The following is a 22,817-nucleotide window of genomic DNA, read 5'->3' on the forward strand; positions in this document are numbered from 1 at the left end:
GGTGCCGCCAGCTTGTGAGGAGTGGTGCGCATGGACTATCGGGGGCCTGACCTTGATCTGAGGACGTCGCGCTGGAGCGCCGCCTCGACCGACCCCAGCAGCTGGCGCGAGGCGAACGCCGCGCCGGCGCCACAGCCTGCGCCTGTTCCCGCGCGGCAGGTCGGCCAGCGCTCAAGCCCGATCTGGGTGGACGAGACGCTGCTCGCCTGCGCCAATCACGCCTACGACGTGGCACTCGCCTACCGCTCGGCCGAGGTGCGGCTGGAGCATCTCTTGCTCGCCATGACGCGGGTGGAGCCCGCTGGCGTCGCGCTGGAGGCGCGCGGCGTGCGCGTCGCCTCGCTGCGCCGTGACTGTGCCGTCGCCATCGCCGGCGATCCGCCGGCACCGGGCGCCGAGGGCGCCACCCCGCGCCGCTCGCCCGAGCTGGAAGACGTGCTGCGCCTCGCCGCCTCGCGCGCCGCCCACGCCGGTCGTGCGGCCGGTGTCGACGACGTCGTGCAGGCGCTGGGCGAGGTGGGTGGCGATCTTCCCGGGGCCGATCTCGTCGTGCGGCATTTCCCGCGCTCGCGGGATTTCTGGGGCTCGCTCGGACCCTCGCGTGCCGACGGCGATCGCCCCCTGTCAATTAGCGGCGCACCGATGCAGGGCCCGGGTGTCGACCAGGCCGTCGTGCAGCGCCTGTTCGAACGTCTCTCCGACATGGAACGCGGCTTCGCCGACCGTCTCGCCGCGCTCGAGGCGGCGCTGGCGCGCCAGCACGTGCCGGCGCACACCGATCTGTCGCCGCTCGACAGCCGCCTCTCGGCCATCGAGAGCGCGCTGCACGCGCGCGTGAACGGCGACGCGGGGCTCGCTTTCGACGCCGGATTCGCCGACCGCCTGGCGACGATCGAGGCGGCGATCGCCACCGAGCGTTCGGAGCGCGCCAGCGCCATCACCGCATTGTCGGACGAAATTTCCGGGGTGCGCAGCGCCGTTCGGCTTGCCGCGCAGAACAGCGAGGCGGCGCAATCGGCGCTCACCGAGCAATTGCAGCAGATCGCCGCCACGCTCGATCAGCAGCGCTTCGATCTCGGCGGCGGCACCGGCGATCGGGTGGCGGCCATCGAGCAGGCGCTCGAGGCGCAAAGCCAGCGGCTGACGGAGGCGCAGGCCGTCTACAGCGCCGAGCTCGCGGAGGTGCACGAGGCGCTGATGAAGATCGGCGCCAACCACCAGACGCTCGCCGGCGCCATCGACAACTGGCGCAGCAACGACTCCGGCGAGATCCACCTCATCAACGCGCGCATCGGCGCGGTGCACGAGGACGGCGGCAAGCGATTGGCGGCGATCGAGAAGCTGTGCGCCGACGTCGAGACGCTGTCGCACTTGGTGCTCGACGATCGCACGCGCCAGCGGGGCAGCTTCAAGCGCTGGCTGCTCGGCACCGAGGACTGGGTGAAGGCGAGCTGGCGTCCACCGGCCATTCCGCGGCCGTCTCGGCCAAAATGGACGCGCGTCGGATGGCGGCTGCCGTTCAGCAAGCGGCGCAACGGCATCAGCACCAACGGCTAGCCCCGGATTCGGGTTCACCCCCTCACCCGGAAGCTCATTTGCATTCGCTTCCGACCTCTCCCCATGGGAGAGGTTAAGGGTTGCGCTACACTAACCTCTCCCCGCTGGGGAGAGGTCGCCGCGGCATGCAGAGCATGCGCGGCGGGTGAGGGGGCACTAGCCGGACTCTTAGAGAAGCTTGCCGGGATTGAGGATGCCGTGCGGATCGAGCGCCGCCTTGATCTTGCGCATCAGCGCGATCTCGAGCGGGCTCTTGAAGCGCAACAGCTCGCGCCGCTTCAGCTGGCCAATGCCGTGCTCGGCCGAGATCGAGCCCGATAGCGCGCCGACCACGTCGTGCACCGCTCCCGCCATCTCGCTCCACAGCGCGAGGAACGCGGCTTTATCCATGCCGGCGGGCTGCGTGACATTGAAATGCACGTTGCCGTCGCCGAAGTGGCCGAACGCCACCGGCCGCGCGCCGGGGCACACGCGCTCGACCGTCGCGGATGCCGCGGCGATGAACTCGGGGATGCGCGCTACCGGCACCGACACGTCGTGCTTGATGCTGCCACCCTCGTGCCGCTGCGCTTCCGACGCGGTCTCGCGCAGCCGCCACAACGCCTGCGCCTGCGCCAGACTGGCGGCGACGACGGCGTCGGTGACGAGGCCCTGCTCGCTCGCCTCCGTAAGTAGGCGCTGCAGCGTCGCATCGGCGAGGCCGCCGGTCTCGGGGCTGGAGATTTCGAGCAGCACGTACCACGCCGCAGGCGTGCGCAGCGGCAGCTTGCTGTTCGGAATGTGTCGCGTGACGAGCTCGAGCGTGACGCGGCTCATGAACTCGAATGCCGTCAGCCCAGCGTGCCCGCGCGCCTCGGCGAGGCGGAAGAGTCTGGCGACCGCGTCGATGTCGGGGAGGGCGGCGAGGGCGACGGCGGTTTCGGCCGGCCGCGGATAGAGTTTCAGCGCCGCGGCGGTGATGACGCCGAGCGTGCCTTCCGAGCCGACGAACAGGTCGCGCAAATCGTAGCCGGTGTTGTCCTTCTTCAGCGTGCGCAGGCCGTCCCACACCTGCCCGTCGGCCGTCACCACTTCCACACCGAGCGTCAGCGCGCGCGCGTTGCCGTAGGCGAGCACACCCGTGCCGCCGGCGTTGGTCGCCAGCGCGCCGCCGATCTGGCAGCTCGCTTCCGACGCAAGGCTCAGCGGAAAGAGGCGGTCGACGCGGGCTGCGGCTTCCTGCGCCGCGGCGAGCGTCACGCCGGCCTCGACGATCATCGTGCCGCCTTGCGCATCGACGGCGCGCACGCGGTCGAGGCGCGACAGCGACAGAACGATTTCGCTGCCGTCCGGTGACGGCGTCTGTCCGCCGACCAGGCCGGTGTTGCCGCCCTGCGGGACGACGCCGATGCGCGCCTCGTTGGCGATCGCCAGGATCTCCGCCACCTCGCGCGTCGAGGCGGGCCGCAGGACCAGCGGCGTCTTGCCGACGTAGAGGCCGCGCAACTCGTGCAGGTAGGGTGATTGGGCGTCGGGGTCGGCGATGGCGTGCGCGCTGCCGACGATCTCGACCATGCGCGCCAACGCCCGCTCGCGGATGCTCGCGGCGGTCGTGGTCTGCCTGTCGTCGGTGCGCGTGTTGGACAAGGGGGTTGGCTTTGGGTTGCGATTTTCAACAACTGAACTGTTGCCGGAAATGGCCAATTCCAGCAACTCGCCCGTGAAAAATCGTCTCCTAAACGTGTGCGCCAGGTCGAGACTGCTTCCCCCCTCACCCGGAAGCGATCGTTTGATCGCTTCCGACCTCTCCCCAATTGGGAGAGGTTAGGGGGGTGCTCACCACGGCCACGGAGCCCGCCTCTCCCGAGTGGGGAGAGGCCGACGCGATATGCGCGAGCATGAGCGGCGGGTGAGGGGGCTCACTCTGATCGGTGACTAGCGCGGGGCGGCGGCGCGGCGCAGGCGGTCGTTGATGGCTTCGCCGAGCCCGTCCTGCGGAATCGGCATCACGGCGATAGCGGTGGCGCCGGCCGCATCGAGCGCGCGCAACGCCGCGAACAGGTTGGCCGCCGCCTCTGTGAGGTCGCCCGCCGGGCTCAAGTTGATCACCGGGCCGCCGGCCGCCGGGAGGGGTTCACCGAAGGCCAGCAGCGCCTCGCCGGGGCGCACGTGGTGCACGTCGAGGCGGACGTGCGCCTGGGGCGCGTAGTGGCTGGCGAGCTGGCCGGGGGCGCTCGGCCGCGCGTCGTCCTCCACGTGCGCACGCACCACCTCGTCGCCGAGCACAGCCGCGATCGTCTCGACCGCGATCGCGCCCGGACGCAGCAGAATCGGCAAATCACCGCGCGCATCGATGATGGTCGACTCCAGCCCGTACGCGGTGGGGCCGCCGTCGAGGATCATCGCCACCTTGTCGCCGAGGTCGGCGGCGACGTGCGCCGCCTGCGTCGGGCTGACGTGGCCGGAGCGGTTGGCGGAGGGTGCGGCGAGCGGCCGGCCGACCTCCTTCAGCAGCGCCCGCGCCACCGGATGATCGGGCGCGCGCACGGCGAGCGTGTCGAGCCCCCCGGTGACGAGATCGGAAAGCTCGCAGTTGGGCAGCTTGTCGAGCACCAGCGTCAGCGGCCCCGGCCAGAAGGCGTCGATCAGCCGCCTCGCCAGGGTCGTGAGAACCGCATGCCGGCCGGCGCCGCCGAGGTCGAGCACGTGCACGATGAGCGGATTGAAGCCCGGGCGGCCCTTGGCGGCGAAGACCTGCGCCACGGCCTGGCCGTTGGTGGCGTCGGCGCCCAGCCCGTAGACGGTCTCGGTGGGGAAGGCGACGAGCTTACCCGCGCGCAGCAACGCGGCTGCGCGGGCGATGGTGTCGTCGGTGGCTTTCGCTATGGGCATGTGCTCGGCCTCGATCGGCGGAGCACTCTTACTCGCTCGGACCGAAGCGTGGCGAGCGAAACGCGTCCAAGTCCACGAATTCCGCTTTTTTTTGGGGCTCCGGTCGGCCCTTCTAACTACCGCCCCGGACCGCCGGGACCGAGTGCGCGGAATCTGAGGGGCGGAACGACGCGGCGGCCAGGCCGCCGCGTCGCTGTCTCGCCGCTAGTTCGTCACCGCGTCGAGGTGCCGGCGGATGCCGTCACTCGCCTGGCCGATCGCGGCCTCGGTCGAGGGCACATGGCGCAGCGCGTTGAGCAGCACAAAATCGTGGATCGTGCCGTTGTAGCGAATCGCCTCGACATTCACGCCCGCCTCTTTCAGCTTGCGGGCGTAGGCCTCGCCCTCGTCGCGGAGCGGATCGTTCTCCGCGGTGATGACGAGCGCCGGGGGCAGGTTCCCGAGCTGGTCGATGCCAGCCCGCAACGGCGACACGTACGGATTGTCGCGAGTCTTAGCGTCGGGGGCATACAGGTCCCAGCCATACTTCATGAAAGCACGGGCGAGGAAGCGGCCCGAGCCATACTCCTTGTACGACCTCGTATCGACGCTGGCGTCGGTCGCCGGAATGAACAGCACCTGGTAGCTTATCTTGGGTCCTTGGCGGTCCTTGCTCATCAAGGCGAGCGCGGCGGCCATGTTACCGCCGACCGAATTTCCCGCGACAGCAAGACGGGTGCCGTCGGCGCCAATCTCGTCGGCATGCTCGGCAACCCACTTGAGCGCCGCATAGGACTCTTCAAGCTGCGTTGGAAACTTCGCTTCCGGGAGCGGGGTGTATTCGACGAATACCCCAATCTGTCCCGATCCGACGACGAGATCGCGCAGCAGGCGCTGATGGTTGGCGAAATTGCCGACGATCCAAACGCCTCCGTGGATGAACAGCAGCACGCCCGGTTTGCCGGTCACTCGCTCGGGCTTCATGATGTACAGCTTCACGCTGTGGCCATCCTGGCTGACGGTCCGCTCGGTCACCGTCACGCCCGACATGTCGACCTTCGTCTGCGACTGCAGCCCGGTAATGACGTCCTGGGGCTTCGGTTGCGGCAGCTGCCAGAACGGGCTGCTGTCCTTGTTGATCTTGGCTAAGAATGACCGCACCTCGGGGTCGATGCGCTGGTCGGTGGCGGCGTCCGGTGACGCTGAGGCAATCTGAGTCATCATGTTGGCTCCAAGGAATATGGCGATAAGTTTTGCAAGGCGGTTCATCGAACTCTCCAGTGCGGGGCCCATGGTCGGACTGGGCGGCTAACGCGCTGATTTTGTTCGCGGCGAGAAATAGAAAAAGCTTGCGGCGCTGAACGAGCTGTTTGGCGGCAACGAACTAAGCGCGTGGCGGCGACTCGTCGTGTTCCCGGGCTGAATTCTGTCCAAAGGGCGTGTAAAGTCGGGGTCCGGAAGCGGGGACCCGACATGCGCCTCTCTTTAGCGTTCCAACATGGCCTGATGCGCGCTGCATGCGCGGCGCTGCTGCTGGCGGCTGCCGTGCCGGCCGCCCACGCCAACTGGCTGTCGCGCCTCGCCCGGGTCGGCGGCGAGGCCGGCGAAGTTGGGGCGGTAGGCGCGAAGACGGCGCGCATCGGTGTCGTCGAGCTGGAGCGGGCGGCGACGCACATCAAGACGCTGCCGGCGAGCGGCAAGGGCGCAGCGGTGCTCGCCGCGCACGCGACGCCCGAGGGCCACTGGAAGTTCGTCAACCGCGACGGCGAGGTGTTCACCGCCGCGACGCCGGAGGAATTGCAGCGCGTCGTGCCGACGCTGCTGCCCGAGGCCGGCTCCGGCGGCAAGCTCGGCATCTATCTCTCCGAGGACACGCTCTATCGCGACCGGGCGATGCTGAAGGACCTGCCGCCCGACGCCGACCTGCACGTCGTGGTCGGCCGCGACAGCTATCGCCTCATCGCCCGGGCCGAGGCCGGGACGAGCACGCTGTTCGCCGCGGTGCGTCCGCACCTCATGCTCGACGTGCGCGAGCGCGCGCTGTTCGACGAGGCGATCGCCCAGCTCGAGCGGCCGCTGTCGCGCTCGCAAATCCGAACGCTGGCGCTGGAGCCGGGCGGGCCGGGCACGCTGTCGTCCTATCCGCGGCTCGATGCGGAGACGAAGGCGGCGCTGGTCGATGCCGTCGATCCGGCGTCGCTTGCCGCATCGTTGCCATCCATTCGCGGGCAGACCGTGCTCGTCACCGGACGCATCGACGACAACCTTCTCTATTTCCGGCCTACGTCGGGAGCGGAGCAGAGCCTGAAGCTCTCCGACCTCACGCGCGCGGCGGCCGACAACGATGTCAACCTCGTCATCCTGCAGACGGACGCGCCGCGCCAGCCGGGCGGACGCAACTGGTTCTGGCAGCGCATCGCCGTCGACGGGCTCGACGACGCGCTGAAGCGCGCCAAGTTCGGCGACTTCCTCGACGCGCTCGGGGCGGCGAACGGCGAGTTCCGCGTCAGCGTGCAGCGGGAAGGGTCGGGGCGCGTGGCGCTGCGCGCCGTGCCGGCCGAAGGCAACGCGCAGCCGATCACGGGCATCGTCGGCGACCTGTGGACGAGCACCGTTTCCAGCATTACCGGCAACGTGGTGACGACGGCGGTGGAGGTGCACGCGCGCGACGAGGAGCGGCAGCAGGAGCTCGACCGCCGCATCGTGCCGGGCATTTCGTCCTGGTTTCAGCTTTCCTATCTCTACGGGCTCGTCACCGGTGTGCTCGGCTGGCCCGTGGCGAGCAGCTGGTTCGCGCGCCTGTGGCCCAAAGAGCAGCGTGAGGAGTACGCCGGCGCCGCCGGCTATCGTGCGGCGCAGGCGGCTCGGTTTCTAGCGTTCCTGTTCGTGTTTCTGCCGATTGTCGGGACGGCCGCCTTCGTCGTCTTGCTGCTCCAGCAGATGTGGGCGCTCATCACGTGGCCGATCCGCGCCGTGCGCTGGCTGTTCGCGCGCGCCGAAGCGCCTGCCGGCTGACCTATGGCGGACCTTGCGGGCAAGACGCTGTTCATCACCGGCGCCAGCCGCGGCATCGGCCTCGCCATCGCCAAGCGCGCGGCGCGCGACGGCGCCAACGTCGCCATCGTCGCCAAGACGCAGGAGCCGCATCCGAAGCTCGAAGGGACCATCGAGACGGCGGCGGAGGAGGTGCGCGCCGCCGGCGGCAAGGCGCTGGCGCTGGCGTGCGACATCCGCAACGAGGAGGAGATCGCGACCGCGGTGGCGGCGACCGTCGAGACGTTCGGCGGCATCGACATCTGCGTCAACAACGCCAGCGCGCTGTCGCTCAGCGCTATCGAGGCGACGACAGCGAAGCGCATTGACTTGATGCTGGGCGTCAACACGCGCGGCACGCTGCTCGTCACCAAGGCGTGCGTGCCGCATTTGCGCAAGGCACCGAACCCGCACGTGCTGACGCTGTCGCCGCCCCTGACCTTGAAGCCCGAATGGTTCGCGCATCGCGTCGCCTACGCCATCGCCAAGTACGGCATGAGCCTCGCGGTGCTGGGATTGGCGGAGGAATTGAAGGCCGACGGCATCGCCGTGAACGCGCTGTGGCCGCGTACGACCATCGCCACCGCGGCGATCCGCAACGTGCTCGGCGGCGACGCGGTGGTGCGCATGAGCCGGACGCCGGACATCGTCGCCGACGCGGCGCATCTGGTGTTCTGCCAGCCGGCCAAGAGCTTCTCCGGCCGCTTCCTCATCGACGACAGCTTTCTGTACGAGACCGGCGGCGTCACCGACTTCAGGCACTACAGCGTCGTGCCCGGCACCCCGCTGGCTCCCGATTTCTTCGTTCCGGGTGAGCCGCCCCCGCCGCCCGGCGTTAAGATCGCTGCGCTGTCCATCGCCGACCTGAAGCTTTAACGCTGCCCCGCGTTGCCCTTTCGGGCGCGTGCGCTAGCATGGTCGCGGCAGAACCCGAACAGACGCTGAAAGCGCAAGCATGGCGACGCTCCTCCTCACGCATCCCTCCTTCGTCGAGCACGACACCGGCGTCGGGCACCCCGAGCGCCCCGATCGCATGCGCGCCATCGACAAGGTGCTGGCGCACGAGATTTTTTCCGGGCTCGTGCGCGAGGAAGCGCCGCTGCGCGACGACGTCGAGGAGCAGATCCTGCTGGCGCACCCGAAGGCGCACCTCGAAAAGATGCGCGCGATCGCCGCCCGTCCGCTCGCGCATCCGACCCATATCGACGGCGACACGGTCGTCTCCGCCGGCACCTGGGAGGCGGCGCGACGCGCCGTCGGCGCCGGGCTGGCGGCGGTCGACGCCGTCATCGAGGGCAAGGCCGCCAACGCCTTCTGCCAGGTGCGCCCGCCGGGCCATCACGCCGAGTCCGATCGCGCCATGGGCTTCTGCCTGTTCTCGAACGCCGCCATCGCCGGGCTCTATGCGCGCGCCAAGCACGGGGCCGAGCGCGTCGCGGTCGTCGATTTCGACGTGCATCACGGCAACGGCACGCAGGACATCTTCTGGTCCGACAAGGACTTGTTCTACGCTTCCACCCACGAGATGCCCCTGTTTCCGGGCACCGGCGCGGTGAACGAGCGTGGCGTCGGCAACATCCACAATGCGCCTCTCCGGGCACGGGACGGTGGCGAGCAGTTCCGCGAGGCGGTCGAATCGCGCATCCTTCCGGCACTGCACAACTTCGGCCCGGACATCCTCATCGTCTCGGCCGGGTTCGACGCCCATCAGGCCGACCCGCTGGCGAATTTGCGGCTGGTCGAGGCCGACTATCTGTGGGTGACGGAGAAGCTCGCTGGCATCGCGCAGCGGCACTCTAATGGCCGCATTGTCTCGATGCTCGAAGGTGGCTACGACCTCAATGCGCTGGCGCGCTCGACGGCCGTTCACGTCAAAGCGCTCATGGACGCCGGATCGTAGCTTCGCAACGGCAGGGCATTGGACGCAGCATGGAAAACGTCGTGACGAAGACGCAGGCCAAGCACGCGGACATCAAGGACATGAGCTTCGAGCGCGCCTTGAAGGAGCTCGAGAGCATCGTCACGCGGCTCGAGAAGGGCGACGTGGAGCTCGAGGAGTCGATCGCCATCTACGAGCGCGGCGAGGTCCTGAAGGAGCACTGCGACCGGCTACTGCGCCAGGCCGAGGCGAAGGTCGAGAAGCTCACCTTCGCCGCCGACGGCTCGCCCAAGGGCACCGAGCCCCTAGACCCGTAGTCAGCGCGCATCATCAAATCTTGCGGCTGTCGTAGGCCCAGTGCAGCAGCGCCTGGCGCTGACGGCGGCGGCAATGAATGTCGCCTTGCTCGCAGTTCTTCTCGACCTGGCGAACGTGGCGCCTGATCTGCTTCCAGCGCTTGATCTGGCGCGCGTCCTCGCTGGGTATGCGCCGGCCCATGTAATAGCGGCAGTACCACTGGAACCAGCCGCGCGGGTCGTCCTCGTGCAGCCAGCCCTTGCGTTTCCACTCGGATAGCGGCTGGCTAGCATTCACGCCGAAAAAATTGAGCTTGCAGTCGCGTCCGCGCCGGCCTTTGGCGAGCTTGGCGCTCTTGAACCAGCTCTTCGGAAACTCGGCGGTCGTGTCCGTCATGTAGCGGCCGCAGAAAACGCCAAGGCGCAGCATCTCCGCGGGCGTCAGATGGGGTTTGAACTCCGGATCGAAATCGCGCCCGACACGAGCGACGCGCTCGTAGCGGTAGCCCTTCTGCATCCGGTCGTTGACGGTCACCCAGCGGCGCCCCATATCGCTTTCGCCTCCGCAATCTCCGCTGAGGCTAGGCGCGAATGATCGACGGTCAATCGCGCGAAAGGCGAAGGCGGCGGCGCCGCAAGCGCGTCGCGCGCACCGTTTACCTGCGGCGTATGGTCGTCGGAACCATTTCCCGGCGTGAGAATATCGTTATCTGCGGGAGCTTTACAGCATCGCGGGTCTAAGGGTCCCCGTTTTGCCCGCCAATCGGCCTCCGAGGCCCCTAGCATCTGACAAATTAGCTGGTTAGGGTGCGCCCGGCTCGACGACCGGGAGGCGAACTTTTTGTCCTTTTGATCCGTGAGTTTGGGCCTTGCGTTCATAAAAGGGGAGAAGACCCAAATGAAGACTCTGATGGCCCTCGCCGTGATGCTGAGCAGCCTTGCCGTGGTTGGCGTCGCCACCACCTCGCCGGCTGAAGCCCACTTCAAGAAGCGCCACCATCACGCCAAGTTCTACAAGGCGAAGAAGTGCCACAAGCACCGCCACTGGTTCCGTGCCCACCGCTGCCACAAGCACCGGTAAGCTTCGGGTCACCAAGCACTACCGATAGCGCGGCTCCCCCCGGAGCCGCGCTTTTTCTTTGCCTGCCGAGGGTTGCCGCGGCGATTGCTCTCTTGCGGGGGCGCGACAGTGTGACATAACAAGTCCCTACCACAGCACGGGATGGCTCGGTGGACAGCGCTCCGAAGACGCCGCTTCTCGATCGCGTGAAGACGCCCGAGGACCTGCGCAAACTCGAAGAATCCGAACTTCCGCAGCTCGCGGCCGAGCTACGCCAGGAGACGGTCGATGCCGTCTCGGTCACGGGCGGCCACCTCGGCGCCGGCCTCGGCGTGGTCGAACTCACGGTTGCTCTGCACTGGGTGTTCGATACCCCGCGCGACCGGCTGGTATGGGACGTCGGCCACCAGACCTATCCGCACAAAATCATCACCGGGCGCCGCGACCGAATCCGCACGCTGCGTGCGCCGGGCGGCTTGTCCGGCTTCACGCGCCGCGTCGAGAGCGAGTACGACGCGTTCGGCGCCGCCCATTCCTCCACCTCGATCTCCGCCGGTCTCGGCATGGCGGTGGCGCGCGATCTCGACAAGCGCGACAACAATGTCGTGTGCGTGATCGGCGACGGCGCGATGAGCGCCGGCATGGCGTATGAGGCGCTCAATAACGCCGGCGCCCGCGACGAGCGCCTGATCGTTGTGCTGAACGACAACGACATGTCGATCGCGCCGCCGACGGGCGCGCTGAGCTCTTATCTCGCGCGCATCACCTCGAGCGGCACCTACCTCTATCTGCGCGACATCGCCAAGCAGCTCGCCAAGCAATTGCCGAAGAGCTGGGAGCGCCGTGCGGCGCGCGTCGAGGAGTACACGCGACATCTCTGGCAGGGCGGCGCTTGGTTCGAGGAGCTGGGCTTCTACTACGTCGGCCCCATCGACGGGCACAACTTCGATCACTTGCTGCCCGTCCTCAAGAATGTGCGCGACGCGCGTCAGGGACCGATCCTCGTCCACGTCGTGACCAAGAAGGGCAAGGGCTACGCGCCCGCCGAGGCCTCCGACGACAAGTATCACGGCGTTTCGAAGTTCAACGTCGTCACCGGCGCGCAGGTCGTCGCCAAGCCGAAGGCGCCGACCTATACGCGCGTGTTCGCCGACGCGCTGATCGCCGAGGCCAAGAAGGACGACAAGATCGTCGCCATCACGGCGGCCATGCCCGACGGTACGGGTCTCGACCGGTTCGCCAAGGCGTTCCCGGAGCGTACCTTCGACGTCGGCATCGCCGAGCAGCACGCGGTGACGTTCGCGGCGGGCCTGGCGACCGAGGGCATAAAGCCGTTCGCCGCCATCTATTCCACGTTCCTGCAGCGCGCCTACGACCAGGTCGTGCACGATGTGGCGATCCAGCGCCTGCCGGTGCGCTTCGCCATCGACCGCGCCGGTTTGGTCGGCGCCGACGGCCCGACGCACGCTGGCTCATTCGACTTGGCCTACCTGTCTTGTCTGCCGGGGTTCGTCGTCATGGCCGCCGCCGACGAGGCGGAGCTGGTGCACATGGTCGCCACCGCCGCGGCGATCGACGATCGCCCGTCCGCCTTCCGCTATCCGCGCGGCGAGGGCTTTGGCGTACCGCTGCCCGCCGAGGGCATCCCGCTCGAGATCGGCAAGGGCCGTATCCTGCGCGAAGGTTCGGCCGTCGCGCTCTTGTCGCTTGGAACGCGCGCCTACGAATGCCTCAAGGCCGCCGACCAGCTGGCTGCGTTCGGTCTGTCGGCGACGGTAGCCGACGCGCGCTTCGCCAAGCCTCTCGACGAAGACCTGATCCGCCGTCTCGCCCAGAACCACGAGGTTCTGGTGACGGTGGAGGAAGGCTCCATCGGCGGCTTCGGCAGCCACGTGCTGCAGTACCTCGCTGAGAGCGGCCTGCTCGACCGCGGGCTGAAGGTGCGCAGCATGGTGCTGCCCGACACGTTCATCGACCACGGCAAGCCCGAGGTCATGTACGAGCTGGCAGGCTTGAGCGCGCAAGGCATCGTAACCACCGTGCTCGCCGCCCTCGGCCGCGAGACGCTCGGCGACGCCGCCAGCCGCGCTTAGCGAGCAGCACGCCCTTGCGCCGATTGAGTGCGTGAAATCTCCTGCAACCTTTGGTTGTAGGAGATTTTCAATGCGCGTGTTTTTAGCGAGCTTGCTTTTGTCAGTTCCCGGATTGGTGCAGGCCCAAGTCAATTGCGGGGCTGCACCCAATCCGCAGGCTCGAGCTCACTGCTATCAGCAGATGGAACAGATCTATCGGCAGCAACAGCAGTTCCATGAGAACGAAGCGCGGCGCCAGTATCAGCTCCACGAGGATACGGGGCGAGTGCTGAGAAGGGCGCCGGGGGGCCAATACTTTGCTCCGGCGTGGAATGCCCCGCGCTACTACTACGACCGCCGGTACGGTCAGCCCTAGGATAACGGGGGGGCCCCACGCCGGATTTCAGATCGTGAGCTTGCCGGCCTTGGCGGCGGCGTAGCGCTCGCCGATCGCCTTCCAGTTCACTACGTCCCACCACGCCTTGAGATATTCCGGCCGGCGGTTCTGGTACTTCAGGTAATAGGCGTGCTCCCACACGTCGTTGCCGAAGAGAACGCGTCCGCCCTCCATCACCGGCGTGTCCTGATTGGGCTTGGAAACGAGCGCGAGCTTGCCCTCCGGCGTGACCGAGACGAACACCCAGCCCGAGCCGAACACCTTCTCGCCCTTGGAGTTGAACGCCTGCTTCAGCTTGTCGAGGCCGCCGAGGTCGGAATCGATCGCCGCCTTGAGGTCGCCATCCGGCGCGCCGCCGCCGTTGCCCATGATCTGCCAGAACATCGAATGGTTGGCGTGACCGCCGCCGTTGTTGCGCACGGCGGTGCGGATGTCCTCGGGCAGCTCCGGCAGCTTGGCGAGGATCTCTTCAATCGGCATCGCCGCGACCTTGGAATGGTCTTTCACCGCCTCGTTGAGCTTCTTCACGTACGCGGCGTGATGCTTGTCGTGGTGAAGTTCCATGGTCTGCGCGTCGATCGATGGCTCGAGCGCCGCGAAGTCGTAGGGCAGCGGCGGCAACTTGAACGGGCCGGCCTCCTCCGCTGACCAGACGACCCTCGGGTTCACGGTCGCCGCGAGCGCCGCGGCGGCGGCGCCTTTGAGCAAGGTGCGGCGTTCGATCGACGGCATTGGGCCTCTCCTCGATGGCGGCGGCCGGGCGCGGCGCGCCCGCACGGAAAAGATGCGGCCCTGCCAATGCAAACGGCCGCGGACGATTAAGTCCGCGGCCGCGCGTTGGTTCCCTGCTTGTCGGGCTTGGTTACTCGACAGTAATGGTGATCACGTCGGACTGCACCGGCGGCTCGTGCGGGATGTGGTTCTTGTCGGCGAATACGTCCTGCAGGGTGTGCTTGCCGGGCGAAAGCTCGATTGTGCCCTCGGTCTGCGCTTTGCCGTAGTGGATGTGCTGCGCGTCGGCCGGGATAGGCGCGTTGTAATCCTCGATCTTGGTGTCGATCAGCAGGTGGTGGTGTCCGCTGTCGGGCTCGTCGGTCCCGGCGGGCACGAGCTTCATGCCTTCGACGCCGAACTGTACGGTTATCGGGTTCTTGACCGTGGCCCCGTCCTTGGGCTCGACGATCCATACCTTGGCGCCCGGCGGGGAGGGCGAGCGGCCGCTTGCGTCGGCCGCTGGGGCGCCTTCCTTGTGCACGTGGTCGTTCGAGGGCGTGCTGCTGTCCCCGCAGGCGGCAAGCGACAGGACCATCAAGGTGGCGACGAAGGCGCGGCGCATGTATGTCTCCGGTGAAATTGCTGACCAAACGGTTGCACGCTGGCCGTGACGATATAGTAAATCTGAGACCATGCGAATGCGATTGGATGTTGCCCTCGTCGAGCGTGGCCTGGCGCCGACGCGCTCGCGCGCCCGCGATCTCATTCGATCGGGGTTGGTGCGCGTGGGGGCCGATGTGTGCACCAAGGCGGGTGCCGAGATCGCGCCGACGGCTGACCTCAGCCTCGACGGTGATGTGGCGCGCGCGGTCTCGCGCGGCGCACAGAAGCTTGCCGCCGCACTCGACGCTTTCGCTTTTGATCCCGAGGGTTGCGTAGCGCTCGACGTGGGCGCCTCGACCGGCGGATTCACCCAGGTGCTGCTCGAGCGAGGCGCGCGCAAGGTCTATGCGGTCGACGTCGGCCACGGGCAATTGCACGCGAGCCTAGCTGCCGATCCGCGCGTCGTGTCGCTGGAAGGCTTCGACGCGCGGAAACTCACGCGCAACGTCGTCGCCGAGCCGGTTGATGTCATCACCGCCGACGTGAGTTTCATCTCGCTTGCCAAGGCGCTGGGTCCAGCGCTGGAGTTCGCCGCCGCCGGCTGCCTGCTCGTCGCGCTCGTGAAACCGCAGTTCGAGGTCGGGCCAGACCGGGTCGGCAAGGGCGGCATCGTCCGCGACGAGGCGGCGCGTGCGGACGCGCTGCAAGCGGTCGGCGCGTGGATCGCCGCGCAGCCGGGCTGGCGCCTCGGCGGTTCGATCGAGTCGCCCATCAAAGGCGGCTCCGGCAACGTCGAATATCTCATCGGTGCGCGCCGCGATGGGTGACACGCAGGCCCTAGATATAGCGCGCCTCGGCGCACAGGGTGACGGCGTCGCCGATACGCCCTCCGGTCCCGTGTTCGTGCCGTATGCGCTTTCCGGCGAGCGCGTGCAGGCGGACGTGCACGGCGAGCGGGCGCGGCTCATCGCCGTGATGACGCCGAGCCCCGACCGCATCGCGCCGGTGTGCCGGCACTTCACCCATTGCGGCGGCTGCGCCGTGCAGCACTTGCGCTCGCATGCCTATCTCGCCTGGAAGCGCGAGATGGTCATTGCGGCGTTTGCGTCGCGTGGCATCGACGCGCCGGTGGCACCCGTGGCGAGCGTTGGCCTTGGCGCGCGGCGGCGCGCTGCGTTCTCGGCGCGGCGCACCGGGCGTAGCGTCGTGCTCGGCTTCCACGAGGCGAAAGGCGTCGAGATCGTCGACCTGCAAGAGTGTCCGGTGACCGCGTCGGCTATCGTGCGCGTGCTGCCCGGTCTGCGCCGTCTCGTCGAGCCGCTGATGTCGCGCCGGGCGCCGGGACGCGTTATCGTCACGCTGGCAGCCAATGGTCTCGACGTCGCGGTGGAGGACGTGCCGGGTGACCCGCCGCCCGACGTGCGCGAGTTCCTGGCGCGCGAGGCGACGGCGCTCGGTCTTGCCCGCCTGACGCTGGCGGGCGACACGCTTTATCAGGCGACGGTGCCGGCCGTGCGCTTCGGCACCGCCAACGTGGTGCTGCCGGCACGTTCGTTTCTGCAGGCAGCACCCGTGGCGGAAGCGGAGATGGTGCGGCTCGTCACGCAGGCGGTGGTGGGTGCGAAACGCGTCGCCGACCTGTTCTGCGGCATGGGGACGTTTACGTTTCCGCTGGCGCAGAGTGCCTCCGTGCTTGCCGTTGACGGCGACAAGCAGGCGATCGCGGCGCTGCAAAACGCGGCGAAGCGCACGCCGGGCCTGAAGCCCATCGAGGTGAAGGTGCGCGACCTTTTCCGCGAGCCGCTGTCGGCGCGCGAGCTGCAGGGCTTCGACGCCGCCGTGTTCGATCCGCCGCGTGCCGGTGCGGCGACGCAGGCGCAATCGCTGGTCGATTCTCCGATCAATGTGGTGGTGGCGGTGTCGTGCAATCCGGCGACGCTGGCACGCGACGCGCGCATCCTCATCGACGGCGGCTTCAAGCTCGAGCGCGTCACGCCGATCGACCAGTTCCTCTACTCGGCGCACGTCGAGGCGGTGGCCATCCTCCGCCGCGCGTAGTCGGCAAATCTTGCCGAGCATTCTCTACAATTGGATGCACCACGTTCACCGGGCGCTTAGCCGCGCACGCTATAAGCGATCTCACATCGTCCAAAGCGTCGGAGTTGCATCATGGCTCGAGTAAAGCTGATTGGCGGCGCACTGGCCGCCACCGTGTTGAGCGTTGTCGCAGCGCCGTCGATCGAGGCGTGTACGCGCGCCGTTTATCTTGGCTCCGACGGCCTCGTCATCACCGGGCGCAACATGGACTGGGTCGAGGACATGCGATCCAACCTGTGGGTGTTCCCGCGCGGCATGCAGCGCGACGGCGCGGCCGGTCCCCAGTCGGTGAAGTGGACGTCGAAATATGGCAGCGCCACCATCGCCAGCTACGACGCGGCAACGGGCGACGGTATGAACGAGAAGGGTCTCGTGGCCAACCTGCTGTATCTCGCGGGCACGGATTTTGGCAAGCCCGACGGCAGCAAGCCAACACTGTCCGTCACGTCCTGGGCGCAGTACGTTCTCGACAACTACGCGACCGTCGCCGAGGCGGTCGAGGTCCTGGGCAAGGATCCGTTTGCCATGGTCGCGCCGACCCTGCCGAACGGTTTTCCCGCAAACCTACATTTGTCGATCTCGGATGCGAGCGGCGACTCGGCCATCTTCGAGTACAACGTCGGCAAGCTCTCCGTCTATCACGGCAAGCAGTATCAGGTGATGACCAACGAACCGCCGATGGATCAGCAGGCCGCCCTCAACGCCTACTGGAAGACGATCGGTGGCCAGACGTTCCTCCCCGGCACCATCAAGCCGGAGGATCGCTTCGTGCGCGCCAGCTACTTCATCAATGCCGTGCCGAAGACGGCCGAGAAGGAGATCGTGACGGCCGTGCCGGGCGGCAGCTACGCCAACCAGGCGGTGGCCAGCGTCATGAGCGTCATGCGCACGACCAGCACGCCCTATGGCATGCACATCGAAGGTGAGCCCAACAACTCCTCGACCTTGTGGCGCACGGTCTCCGACCAGAAGGATCTCGTGTATTTCTTCGACAGCGCCACGAGCCCCAACGCGTTCTGGGTGGATTTCGCCGACCTCGACTTCAAGGAGGGTGCGCCGGTGAAGAAGCTCACCATGGAGGGCGGCAAGGTGTACGCCGGCAACGTGGCCAAGAGCCTCGAGCCAGCAAAGCCCTACCAGTTCATGCAGGCGACGCCCTCGTCCTGAATCGGCTGATATGAGCGATCATCCCGGGCATCCTCCCGGGATGATTTTTTCTAGGCACTCGCGCTCAAGATCCGGTCGACGAAGGCCGGTACGATTTGCGTCGCGGGACCGTGGATCGCCTCGTCGAAGAGATGCGCGCCTTCCGACGGCTCGAGGTTCAGCTCCACCGTACGCGCACCGGCTTCGCGCGTCGCCGCGACGAAGCCCGCCGCCGGATAGACGTTGCCGCTGGTGCCAATGGAAATGAACAGGTCGGCACCGATCAGCGCTTCATAGATGCGTTCCATCTCGTAGGGCATCTCGCCGAACCAGACGACATCGGGGCGCATGCCGCCCTTCTTGGCGCAGCTGGGGCAGGCGGTCTTCAGGTCGAGATCGTCGCTCCACACGTTGCGCTCGCCACACAGCGCACACAGCGCCTTCAACAGCTCGCCATGCATGTGGATGGGGTTCTTCGAGCCCGCCGCCTCATGCAGCGCATCGATGTTCTGGGTGACGACGGTGACGCTGCCCGCATGCTCACGCTCGAGCTTGGCCAGCGCGAAGTGCGCCGCGTTCGGCTTGACGCCGGCGTGCCCCCGCCGCCGGTCGTTGTAGAACTGGTGCACGAGAACCGGGTTGCGGCGGAAGGCGTCCGGCGTCGCCACATCCTCGATGTCAAACCTCGACCAGATGCCGCCTTTGTCCCTGAACGTAGCGATGCCGGACTCGGCGGAGAGCCCGGCACCAGTCAGAACGACGATGTTGCGATACGTCGGCATCGCACCGCTGTTGTTCTAGAGCAGCTTGCCCATGGCGACGGCGGTGTCGAGCATGCGGTTCGAGAAGCCCCACTCGTTGTCGTACCACGACATGACGCGCACCAGCTTGCCGTCGACCACCTGCGTTTGCGTAGAATCGAAGCTCGACGAGAACGGCGAGTGGTTGAAGTCGATGGAGACGAGCTCGTCGGTGACGTAGTCGAGCACGCCCTTCAACTGCTGCGCGGCGGCGTGCTGCATCGCCTTGTTGATCTCCTCGGCCGTCGTCTCGCGGCCGGGGATGAACTTCAGATCGATGACGGAGACGTTCGGCGTCGGCACGCGGATCGATGTGCCGTCCAGCTTGCCCTTCAACTCCGGCAGCACGAGGCCGACCGCCACCGCCGCACCGGTCGAGGTGGGGATCATCGACAGCGCGGCGGCGCGCGCGCGGCGCATGTCCTTGTGCGCCTGGTCGAGGATGCGCTGGTCGTTGGTGTAGGAGTGGATCGTCGTCATGTAGCCCGACTGGATGCCGACGAGGTCGTTCAGCACCTTGGCGACCGGGGCGAGGCAGTTCGTCGTGCACGAGGCGTTCGACACGACCTTATGGTCGGCCGACAGCTTGTCGTGGTTGACGCCGTAGACCACCGTGAGGTCGGCCCCCTTCGAGGGGGCCGAGACGAGCACGCGCTTGGCGCCCGCGTCGAGGTGCACCTTCGCCTTGTCCTTGTCGGTGAAGATGCCCGTGCATTCCATGACGATGTCGATGCCGAGGTCCTTCCACGGCAGCTTGGAGGGGTCCTTTTCGGCGAGAACCTTGATCGGCGCGCCCAAGCCGACATCGATGGTGTCGCCCACGACTTTCACGTCGCCGGGAAACGTGCCGTGTACGCTGTCGTACTTGAAGAGGTGCGCGTTATCCTTCGTGGGCACGAGGTCGTTGATCGCGACGAACTGCAGGTCGGTGCGCTTGGCCTCGGCGGCGGCGCGCAGCACGTTTCTCCCGATGCGGCCGAATCCCGAGATCGCAACCTTCACTGTCATCGTTCGTCGCCTCCTTCGCGCGGTCTTGTCTTTACGGGCACATAGCCAATGCCCAATGCGCGGCCATTAACTGGACGTGGGCCACCACTGTCAATGCGGCATCCCTGGGGCGCACTGAACACGGTCAACAGCGAAGTAGAAATTGTGTGACACGAGATTTCTGTTGGGTGTGCGTCGCTTCCCACGTTGCCTTGTTGACGCCTTCGAAGAGGGACAAATAAGGTCATGACACGGGAAGGCAGCCGTTGATCGCCAGGGGGCAGCTGGGCGCATCTCGGAGGGCAGGACCTAGATGGGTGAGCGGGTATCGCGAAAGGGCAAGCGGCAAGCGGCGCCGCCTAGCCAGCGAGGCGGGCGGAGCCGCGTCGAGACCAAGAGCAGCACAGTCGGGCGCGTGGAAGCGCTGGAACGCGAGCGCGACCAACTGCGCGCGAAGCTGGTGGCCGCCGAAGCCGCTATCTCCAAGCTCCAGCAAGCCCGAGACGAGGCGGTCAACCGCATTGATTGGGCCATAGACTCGCTGCATAACTTGCTGGAAAGCGACGCCTGAGCAACTCGAATGGGCGCGCTAGCGAGCGGTGTGGGCGATGGGACAAGTCGCGATCACTGTGAATGGACGCTCCTACCGCTTCGAATGCGGGGACGGTGAGGAAGCGCGTCTCAAAGAGCTCGTGGCATACGTCAAGAGCCGCATGGACGGCCTCACACGCGAACACGGCAACATCGGCGAGGAGCGCCTGCTGCTCATGACCGCGCTGTTGATTGCCGACGACCTCTGGGACGCCACCGCCGGCGACCAGCCGGCCTCCGCCGCCTGAGAATTCTCATACCAAGGTGCGCGGTTAAGGCGTGTGCAGTGCCGTTGTTGGCCGCTGGAAAATTTCTCTCCGTTCGACTACATTCGTCTGGCTGCGGGGTGCGTTAGAAGCACATATGTTCCCCGGGGCCTATAAGATCCGCAAGGGAGCTGTCCCTGGCCGAGACCGTGGTCTCGGACACACGGCGCCCACCTACTCTCGTAGGGACCAACGCGGGATCATCCGCTTCGACGGCCACCGCGGCATTTTTATTTCATGCAGACGGGCGAGAAGAAACGGGCAGCAAGAACCCGGGCGCTCGCTCGTCGCGCGGCGGCCTTCGCCGCGCACGGCGCCGTAGCCGGCGCACGCATTGCCGAGCATGGATTGAGCTTCCTGCTACTCGCGCCGGGCAGGGTCGTCTCCGGCTTTTCCGCCATTCGCGACGAGATCGATCCCGCCGCGCTGCTGCAGCGGCTGCAGGGCGAGGGGCACCACCTTTGCCTGCCGGTGATGCAGGGCAAAGGCCTGCCGCTCGTCTTCCGCGCCTGGAGCCCGGGGGACGAAATGGGCAAGGTGCAATGGGGTATCTCCGAGCCGCTGCCCGACAAGCCGGTGCTAGAGCCCGATGTTGTGCTCGTGCCGCTCCTCGCCTTCGATGCCCAGGGTTTCCGCCTTGGGTACGGCGGCGGTTTCTACGACCGCACGCTGGCGCGCCTGCGCGCCATTAAGCCCGTGGTAGCCGTGGGCATCGCCTACGACGAGCTGAAGGTCGACGCCGTGCCGCATCGGAGCTATGACGAGCGGCTCGATTGGGTACTGACGCCGTCAGGCCCGCAGCGCTGCTCTGGACCCTGAATGCGTCTTTTGTTTCTTGGAGATATCGTCGGCCGTAGCGGCCGCAAGGCCGTGGTCGATGCACTTCCCGGTCTGCGGCGCCGCTACGCGCTCGACTTCGTCATCATCAACGGCGAGAACTCGGCCGGTGGCTTCGGCATCACCGAGGCGATCCTCGATGAGCTAATCGAGGCGGGCGCCGACGCGGTGACGCTCGGCAATCACGCCTTCGATCAGAAGGACGCGCTGGTCTTCATCGAGCGCTACCCGCAGCTGATCCGCCCCATCAACTATCCCAAGGGGACGCCGGGGCGCGGCGCGTCGCTGCTCAAGACGCAGGCCGGCGCCGACGTGCTCGTGATCAATGCCATGGGCCGCATCTTCATGCCGGAGATGGACGATCCGTTCCGCGCCATCGATGCCGAGCTCACAGCTTGCCGCTTGAAGCAGGGCGCCGACGCCATCTTCATCGACTTCCACGCCGAGGCGACGAGCGAGAAGCAGGCGCTGGGCTACTTCGTCGATGGGCGCGCCACCGCCGTCGTCGGCACGCATACGCACGTGCCGACCGCGGACGACCGGGTGCTGCCCAACGGCACGGCCTACATCTCCGATGCGGGCATGTGCGGCGACTACAATTCCGTGCTCGGCATGGAGATCGACGAGCCGCTCAACCGCTTCATCACCAAGATCCCGCGCCAGCGCTTCGAGCCGGCGACCGGGCCGGCAACGATCTCCGGCCTTGCCGTCGATATCGACGACAAGACGGGGCTCGCTACCAACTGCGGGGCGCTGCGCATTGGCCCACATCTCGAGCCCGCCGCCCCGGCATTCTGGGAGGGGTGAGGCCGCGGGCTTGACCTCAAGGGGGCGGCTCGCGCAATAAATCCGGCAAAACGAGACAGCGCGAGCAGAGCAGCCATGGCCGGCCATTCAGCATTCAAGAACATCATGCACAAGAAGGGTCGCGCCGACGCGGCCCGCGCTAAGATGTTCGCCAAGCTCGGGCGCGAGATCACGGTGGCGGCCAAGATGGGCACGCCGGATCCCGCCATGAACCCGCGCCTGCGCCTCGTCATCCAGGCGGCACGCGCCGAGAACATGCCCAAGGACAACATCGAGCGTGCCATCAAAAAGGCCGCGGGCGGCGATGCCGATACCTACGAGGCGATCCGCTACGAGGGCTATGCGCCGGGCGGCGTCGCCGTCATCGCCGAGGCGCTGACCGACAACCGCAACCGCACGGGCGGCGCAGTGCGTGCTGTGTTCACCAAGTACGGCGGCAACCTCGGCGCGACAGGGTCGGTGTCGCACATGTTCAATCACGTCGGCGAGATCACCTATCCGGCCGGCGCCGGATCGGCGGATGCGGTGCTCGAAGCGGCGATCGACGCCGGCGCCGACGACGTCGTCTCGGATGCGGACGGCCACGTCATCGCCTGCTCGTTCGAGAGCCTCGGCACGGTGGCGGGGGCGCTCGAGGACAAGCTCGGCGCGCCGACGGGCGTCAAAGCGATCTGGAAGCCGAACCTGTCGACGCTGGTCGACGACGAGAAGGCGGAGACGATCATGAAGATGATCGCCGCGCTCGAGGACGACGACGACGTGCAGAACGTCTACGCCAACTTCGAGATTTCCGACGAGCTCCTGAAGAAGCTCACCGCCGCCTGA

At 67.1% G+C, this 22,817-nt stretch carries 23 protein-coding genes and 1 other RNA gene; 16 read left to right on the forward strand and 8 right to left on the reverse strand.

Annotation, left to right across the window (positions count from 1 at the left end):
• The first annotated feature begins 30 nt into the window (after positions 1 to 30).
• Positions 31 to 1,557, forward strand: a complete 1,527-nt coding sequence (locus GIW81_RS16310) for a Clp protease N-terminal domain-containing protein (protein ID WP_154740387.1) — start codon at positions 31 to 33, stop codon at positions 1,555 to 1,557.
• A 168-nt stretch (positions 1,558 to 1,725) separates the two neighbouring features.
• On the opposite strand, the gene GIW81_RS16315 is transcribed toward GIW81_RS16310, so the two are convergent.
• From GIW81_RS16315 to GIW81_RS16325, 3 genes are all read right to left on the reverse strand, one after another.
• Positions 1,726 to 3,183, reverse strand: coding sequence for an FAD-binding oxidoreductase (locus GIW81_RS16315; RefSeq protein WP_229309369.1), 1,458 nt, complete (start codon positions 3,181 to 3,183; stop codon positions 1,726 to 1,728).
• Between the two features lie 288 nt (positions 3,184 to 3,471).
• On the reverse strand, positions 3,472 to 4,428 hold the full coding sequence (locus GIW81_RS16320) for an L-threonylcarbamoyladenylate synthase (RefSeq protein WP_154740388.1): 957 nt from the start codon (positions 4,426 to 4,428) through the stop codon (positions 3,472 to 3,474).
• A 204-nt stretch (positions 4,429 to 4,632) separates the two neighbouring features.
• Entirely contained in the window at positions 4,633 to 5,676 is a 1,044-nt protein-coding gene (locus GIW81_RS16325; RefSeq protein ID WP_154740389.1) for an alpha/beta hydrolase, read from the reverse strand.
• 237 nt (positions 5,677 to 5,913) lie between these two features.
• On the opposite strand from GIW81_RS16325, the gene GIW81_RS16330 reads away from it, so the two are divergent.
• The 4 genes from GIW81_RS16330 (at position 5,914) to GIW81_RS16345 (ending at position 9,636) form a co-directional block, all read left to right on the forward strand.
• On the forward strand, positions 5,914 to 7,422 hold the full coding sequence (locus GIW81_RS16330) for a hypothetical protein (RefSeq protein WP_154740390.1): 1,509 nt from the start codon (positions 5,914 to 5,916) through the stop codon (positions 7,420 to 7,422).
• Between the two features lie 3 nt (positions 7,423 to 7,425).
• Positions 7,426 to 8,316, forward strand: a complete 891-nt coding sequence (locus GIW81_RS16335; RefSeq protein ID WP_154740391.1) for an SDR family oxidoreductase — start codon at positions 7,426 to 7,428, stop codon at positions 8,314 to 8,316.
• 79 nt (positions 8,317 to 8,395) lie between these two features.
• Entirely contained in the window at positions 8,396 to 9,340 is a 945-nt protein-coding gene (locus GIW81_RS16340; protein WP_154740392.1) for a histone deacetylase family protein, read from the forward strand.
• Positions 9,341 to 9,381: 41 nt separating this feature from the next.
• Positions 9,382 to 9,636 (forward strand): exodeoxyribonuclease VII small subunit, encoded by a 255-nt coding sequence (locus GIW81_RS16345; protein WP_324615074.1) that lies wholly within the window; start codon positions 9,382 to 9,384, stop codon positions 9,634 to 9,636.
• Between the two features lie 13 nt (positions 9,637 to 9,649).
• Here the strand turns inward: GIW81_RS16345 and GIW81_RS16350 are convergent, their stop codons facing one another.
• Positions 9,650 to 10,165, reverse strand: coding sequence for a hypothetical protein (locus GIW81_RS16350; RefSeq protein ID WP_154740394.1), 516 nt, complete (start codon positions 10,163 to 10,165; stop codon positions 9,650 to 9,652).
• Positions 10,166 to 10,513: 348 nt separating this feature from the next.
• Between GIW81_RS16350 and GIW81_RS16355 the strand changes: the two genes are divergently transcribed.
• On the forward strand, positions 10,514 to 10,696 hold the full coding sequence (locus GIW81_RS16355) for a hypothetical protein (protein ID WP_154740395.1): 183 nt from the start codon (positions 10,514 to 10,516) through the stop codon (positions 10,694 to 10,696).
• A gap of 149 nt (positions 10,697 to 10,845) precedes the next feature.
• The gene (gene dxs, locus GIW81_RS16360) at positions 10,846 to 12,768 is read left to right on the forward strand and encodes a 1-deoxy-D-xylulose-5-phosphate synthase (protein WP_324615075.1); all 1,923 of its coding nucleotides are present in this window, start codon (positions 10,846 to 10,848) and stop codon (positions 12,766 to 12,768) included.
• Positions 12,769 to 13,150: 382 nt separating this feature from the next.
• On the opposite strand, the gene GIW81_RS16365 is transcribed toward dxs, so the two are convergent.
• Both GIW81_RS16365 and GIW81_RS16370 read right to left on the reverse strand, forming a co-directional pair.
• The gene (locus GIW81_RS16365; RefSeq protein WP_154740396.1) at positions 13,151 to 13,876 is read right to left on the reverse strand and encodes a superoxide dismutase; all 726 of its coding nucleotides are present in this window, start codon (positions 13,874 to 13,876) and stop codon (positions 13,151 to 13,153) included.
• Between the two features lie 130 nt (positions 13,877 to 14,006).
• Positions 14,007 to 14,480, reverse strand: coding sequence for a DUF4399 domain-containing protein (locus tag GIW81_RS16370; RefSeq protein WP_154740397.1), 474 nt, complete (start codon positions 14,478 to 14,480; stop codon positions 14,007 to 14,009).
• A 76-nt stretch (positions 14,481 to 14,556) separates the two neighbouring features.
• Between GIW81_RS16370 and GIW81_RS16375 the strand changes: the two genes are divergently transcribed.
• From GIW81_RS16375 to GIW81_RS16385, 3 genes are all read left to right on the forward strand, one after another.
• A complete protein-coding gene (locus GIW81_RS16375; RefSeq protein WP_154740398.1) occupies positions 14,557 to 15,288 on the forward strand; it encodes a TlyA family RNA methyltransferase in 732 nt (243 codons plus the stop codon).
• Positions 15,281 to 16,519, forward strand: coding sequence for a class I SAM-dependent RNA methyltransferase (locus tag GIW81_RS16380; protein WP_154740399.1), 1,239 nt, complete (start codon positions 15,281 to 15,283; stop codon positions 16,517 to 16,519). Before GIW81_RS16375 ends, GIW81_RS16380 begins: the two co-directional genes overlap by 8 nt.
• A gap of 111 nt (positions 16,520 to 16,630) precedes the next feature.
• Positions 16,631 to 17,725 (forward strand): linear amide C-N hydrolase, encoded by a 1,095-nt coding sequence (locus GIW81_RS16385; protein WP_154740400.1) that lies wholly within the window; start codon positions 16,631 to 16,633, stop codon positions 17,723 to 17,725.
• A 50-nt stretch (positions 17,726 to 17,775) separates the two neighbouring features.
• Here GIW81_RS16385 and GIW81_RS16390 read toward each other — a convergent pair whose 3' ends face one another.
• Complete coding sequence (locus GIW81_RS16390; protein ID WP_154740401.1) at positions 17,776 to 18,486, reverse strand: NAD-dependent deacylase; 711 nt, start codon at positions 18,484 to 18,486, stop codon at positions 17,776 to 17,778.
• A gap of 15 nt (positions 18,487 to 18,501) precedes the next feature.
• The gene (gap, locus tag GIW81_RS16395; protein WP_154740402.1) at positions 18,502 to 19,512 is read right to left on the reverse strand and encodes a type I glyceraldehyde-3-phosphate dehydrogenase; all 1,011 of its coding nucleotides are present in this window, start codon (positions 19,510 to 19,512) and stop codon (positions 18,502 to 18,504) included.
• 292 nt (positions 19,513 to 19,804) lie between these two features.
• Between gap and GIW81_RS16400 the strand changes: the two genes are divergently transcribed.
• From GIW81_RS16400 to GIW81_RS16425, 6 genes are all read left to right on the forward strand, one after another.
• Entirely contained in the window at positions 19,805 to 20,062 is a 258-nt protein-coding gene (locus GIW81_RS16400; protein ID WP_154740403.1) for a hypothetical protein, read from the forward strand.
• 37 nt (positions 20,063 to 20,099) lie between these two features.
• Entirely contained in the window at positions 20,100 to 20,330 is a 231-nt protein-coding gene (locus tag GIW81_RS16405) for a cell division protein ZapA (protein WP_154740404.1), read from the forward strand.
• 85 nt (positions 20,331 to 20,415) lie between these two features.
• Positions 20,416 to 20,580: non-coding RNA, 6S RNA (gene ssrS, locus GIW81_RS16410), on the forward strand.
• 5 nt (positions 20,581 to 20,585) lie between these two features.
• Positions 20,586 to 21,167, forward strand: a complete 582-nt coding sequence (locus GIW81_RS16415; protein WP_154740405.1) for a 5-formyltetrahydrofolate cyclo-ligase — start codon at positions 20,586 to 20,588, stop codon at positions 21,165 to 21,167.
• Entirely contained in the window at positions 21,168 to 21,992 is an 825-nt protein-coding gene (locus GIW81_RS16420; protein WP_154740406.1) for a TIGR00282 family metallophosphoesterase, read from the forward strand.
• A 75-nt stretch (positions 21,993 to 22,067) separates the two neighbouring features.
• Positions 22,068 to 22,817 carry a YebC/PmpR family DNA-binding transcriptional regulator gene (locus GIW81_RS16425; RefSeq protein ID WP_154740407.1) on the forward strand — a complete coding sequence of 250 codons (750 nt, stop codon included), beginning with the start codon at positions 22,068 to 22,070 and terminating at the stop codon, positions 22,815 to 22,817.

Origin of the sequence: Hyphomicrobium album, assembly GCF_009708035.1 — a bacterium.
GTDB classification, from domain to species: Bacteria; Pseudomonadota; Alphaproteobacteria; order Rhizobiales; family Hyphomicrobiaceae; genus Hyphomicrobium_A; species Hyphomicrobium_A album.